Below are 4,196 nucleotides of genomic sequence, written 5' to 3' on the forward strand. Positions count from 1 at the left end.
TGCGAGCGATGTCCGGTATTTTTAAGTTCCTCGAAAGAGGGCTTTGGAATACGGCACAACGCGAAAACTCAGCCTGTAGCGAGCGTGAATCGCACGAGCAATCGTGAGCGAGACACACCCGTTATAGGGTCAAGCGAACAAGTGCATGTGGTGGATGCCTTGGCGATCACAGGCGATGAAGGACGCGGTAGCCTGCGAAAAGCTTCGGGGAGCTGGCAAACGAGCTTTGATCCGAAGATGTCCGAATGGGGAAACCCGGCCCGTATGGGTCATCCTGAGCTGAATACATAGGCTCAGTGAAGCGAACGCGGCGAACTGAAACATCTAAGTAGCCGCAGGAAAAGAAATCAACCGAGATTCCCAGAGTAGTGGCGAGCGAAATGGGACCAGCCTGCATTCTTTATCTTCATTGTTAGTCGAACGCTCTGGAAAGTGCGGCCATAGCAGGTGATAGCCCTGTAGACGAAAACAGCGAGGAAGAACTAGGTATGCGACAAGTAGGGCGGGACACGTGAAATCCTGTCTGAAGATGGGGGGACCATCCTCCAAGGCTAAATACTCGTGATCGACCGATAGTGAACCAGTACCGTGAGGGAAAGGCGAAAAGAACCCCGGGAGGGGAGTGAAACAGATCCTGAAACCGCATGCATACAAACAGTCGGAGCCTCGCAAGGGGTGACGGCGTACCTTTTGTATAATGGGTCAGCGACTTACATTCAGTGGCAAGCTTAACCGAATAGGGCAGGCGTAGCGAAAGCGAGTCCGAACAGGGCGTCCAGTCGCTGGGTGTAGACCCGAAACCAGGTGATCTATCCATGGCCAGGTTGAAGGCACGGTAACACGTGCTGGAGGACCGAACCCACTAACGTTGAAAAGTTAGGGGATGAGCTGTGGATAGGGGTGAAAGGCTAAACAAACCTGGAAATAGCTGGTTCTCTCCGAAAACTATTTAGGTAGTGCCTCGTGTATCACCTTCGGGGGTAGAGCACTGTCATGGTTGATGGGTCCATTGCGGATTACGTCGCCATAGCAAACTCCGAATACCGAAGAGTGCAATCACGGGAGACAGACATCGGGTGCTAACGTCCGGTGTCAAGAGGGAAACAACCCAGACCGCCAGCTAAGGTCCCCAAATATGGCTAAGTGGGAAACGAAGTGGGAAGGCTAAAACAGTCAGGAGGTTGGCTTAGAAGCAGCCATCCTTTAAAGAAAGCGTAATAGCTCACTGATCGAGTCGTCCTGCGCGGAAGATGTAACGGGGCTAAGCCATATACCGAAGCTGCGGATGCACATTTATGTGCATGGTAGGAGAGCGTTCTGTAAGCCTGCGAAGGTGCACCGGAAGGTGTGCTGGAGGTATCAGAAGTGCGAATGCTGACATGAGTAGCGATAAAGGGGGTGAAAGGCCCCCTCGCCGTAAGCCCAAGGTTTCCTACGCAACGTTCATCGGCGTAGGGTGAGTCGGCCCCTAAGGCGAGGCAGAAATGCGTAGCTGATGGGAAGCAGGTCAATATTCCTGCACCATTGTGAAATGCGATGGGGGGACGGATCGCGGAAGGTTGTCCGGGTGTTGGAAGTCCCGGTCCTTGCATTGGAGAAGGCGCTTTGGCAAATCCGGGCGCGGAATTCAAGGGTGCGAGGCCATCCACCTAGGTGGAGAAGCAACTGGAAGTGGTTCCAAGAAAAGCCTCTAAGCTTCAGTTTCACAGTGACCGTACCGCAAACCGACACAGGTGGGCGAGATGAGTATTCTAAGGCGCTTGAGAGAACTCGGGAGAAGGAACTCGGCAAATTGGTACCGTAACTTCGGGATAAGGTACGCCCTTGTAGCTTGAACCCCCTGCGGGGTGAGGGTGAAGGGGTTGCAATAAACTGGTGGCTGCGACTGTTTAATAAAAACACAGCACTCTGCAAACACGAAAGTGGACGTATAGGGTGTGACGCCTGCCCGGTGCCGGAAGATTAAATGATGGGGTGCAAGCTCTTGATTGAAGTCCCGGTAAACGGCGGCCGTAACTATAACGGTCCTAAGGTAGCGAAATTCCTTGTCGGGTAAGTTCCGACCTGCACGAATGGCGTAACGATGGCCACACTGTCTCCTCCCGAGACTCAGCGAAGTTGAAGTGTTTGTGATGATGCAATCTCCCCGCGGCTAGACGGAAAGACCCCATGAACCTTTACTGCAGCTTTGCATTGGACTTTGAACCGGTTTGTGTAGGATAGGTGGGAGGCTATGAAGCGTGGACGCCAGTCTGCGTGGAGCCGTCCTTGAAATACCACCCTGATCTGTTTGAGGTTCTAACCTTGGTCCGTTATCCGGATCGGGGACAGTGCATGGCAGGCAGTTTGACTGGGGCGGTCTCCTCCCAAAGGGTAACGGAGGAGTACGAAGGTACGCTAGGTACGGTCGGAAATCGTGCTGATAGTGCAATGGCATAAGCGTGCTTGACTGCGAGACTGACAAGTCGAGCAGGTGCGAAAGCAGGTCATAGTGATCCGGTGGTTCTGTATGGAAGGGCCATCGCTCAACGGATAAAAGGTACTCTGGGGATAACAGGCTGATACCGCCCAAGAGTTCATATCGACGGCGGTGTTTGGCACCTCGATGTCGGCTCATCTCATCCTGGGGCTGTAGCCGGTCCCAAGGGTATGGCTGTTCGCCATTTAAAGAGGTACGTGAGCTGGGTTTAAAACGTCGTGAGACAGTTTGGTCCCTATCTGCCGTGGGCGCTGGAAGTTTGAGGGGGCCTGCTCCTAGTACGAGAGGACCGGAGTGGACGAACCTCTGGTGTACCGGTTGTGACGCCAGTCGCATCGCCGGGTAGCTATGTTCGGAAGAGATAACCGCTGAAAGCATCTAAGCGGGAAACTCGCCTCAAGATGAGACTTCCCCGGAGCTTCGAGCTCCTTGAAGGGTCGTTCGAGACCAGGACGTTGATAGGTCAGGTGTGGAAGCGCAGTAATGCGTTAAGCTAACTGATACTAATTGCCCGTAAGGCTTGATCCTATAACAGGTGTGTCTGCCTCCCGCAGTGGAGGGCAGAGTGCACATGGTTGAGTGATCGCGTGTTGTGCCAGATTAAACAACACAACCCCAATTCAGCAACACCTCTTTACGCTTCTTCCCGATTGGCTGTGGCGCGAACAAGCATCGCGACGCAGCAACCCGTCATGCCTGATGACCATAGCGAGCTGGTCCCACCCCTTCCCATCCCGAACAGGACCGTGAAACAGCTCCACGCCGATGATAGTGCGGATTGCCCGTGTGAAAGTAGGTAATCGTCAGGCTCCTTATTGCGAAACCCCGGCCCTAAAAAGCCGGGGTTTTTGCTTTTTCGCTCTCCCTATAAGTGAGAGCGTTGTGGGTTCAACGCCGAATAAAGTGCTTGACACAGTTCGGATGTTAACCCATAATCATCAGTTCTCTGCGGAGGGGTGCCCGAGTGGCTAAAGGGGGCAGACTGTAAATCTGTTGGCTTACGCCTACGTTGGTTCGAATCCAACCTCCTCCACCAGAATTCAGCTGTAGCTAAGTGTCGGAATCGGCAATCCTTGCGGGTGTAGCTCAATGGTAGAGCAGAAGCCTTCCAAGCTTACGACGAGGGTTCGATTCCCTTCACCCGCTCCAGCGAAATGAAGTAAATGCCCATGTGGCTCAGTGGTAGAGCACTCCCTTGGTAAGGGAGAGGTCGGCAGTTCGATCCTGCCCATGGGCACCAGCCGGTATCTAGCGGGCCTCAGAGGCCTCGCATCGAGCAGGCAGCAGCACTAGTGATTGTTTGCGCGCCCCGCGCAACGTACGGAAAAATCCTCTTAGGAGTCGAAAATGGCCAAGGGTAAGTTTGAGCGGACCAAGCCGCACGTGAACGTGGGCACGATCGGTCACGTTGACCACGGCAAGACCACGCTGACGGCAGCGATCACGACGGTTCTGACCAAGAAGTTTGGCGGCGAAGCCAAGGCATACGACCAGATCGATGCAGCGCCGGAAGAAAAGGCACGTGGTATTACCATCAACACCGCGCACGTCGAGTACGAAACGGCTAACCGCCACTACGCACACGTCGACTGCCCGGGCCACGCTGACTACGTGAAGAACATGATCACGGGCGCGGCACAGATGGATGGCGCAATCCTGGTGTGCTCGGCCGCTGACGGCCCGATGCCGCAAACGCGTGAGCACATCCTGCTGGCCC

1 protein-coding gene, 3 tRNA genes and 2 rRNA genes are annotated in these 4,196 nt (G+C 54.4%); all 6 read left to right on the forward strand.

Annotated features, from left to right (window positions below):
• Positions 1–127 precede the first annotated feature (127 nt).
• A 23S ribosomal RNA gene (locus L5014_RS23925) occupies positions 128–3,007 on the forward strand.
• Positions 3,008–3,174: 167 nt separating this feature from the next.
• Positions 3,175–3,288, forward strand: a 5S ribosomal RNA gene (gene rrf / locus L5014_RS23930).
• 141 nt (positions 3,289–3,429) lie between these two features.
• Positions 3,430–3,515, forward strand: a tRNA-Tyr gene (locus L5014_RS23935).
• A gap of 39 nt (positions 3,516–3,554) precedes the next feature.
• A tRNA-Gly gene (locus L5014_RS23940) sits at positions 3,555–3,628 on the forward strand.
• A gap of 16 nt (positions 3,629–3,644) precedes the next feature.
• Positions 3,645–3,719: transfer RNA gene (locus L5014_RS23945), tRNA-Thr, on the forward strand.
• Between the two features lie 107 nt (positions 3,720–3,826).
• The coding region (locus L5014_RS23950) for a GTP-binding protein (protein ID WP_238466282.1) at positions 3,827–4,196 on the forward strand (370 nt) is incomplete at its 3' end.

The sequence above is a fragment of the Paraburkholderia tagetis genome (assembly GCF_022213065.1).
Taxonomy (GTDB): Bacteria; Pseudomonadota; Gammaproteobacteria; order Burkholderiales; family Burkholderiaceae; genus Paraburkholderia; species Paraburkholderia tagetis.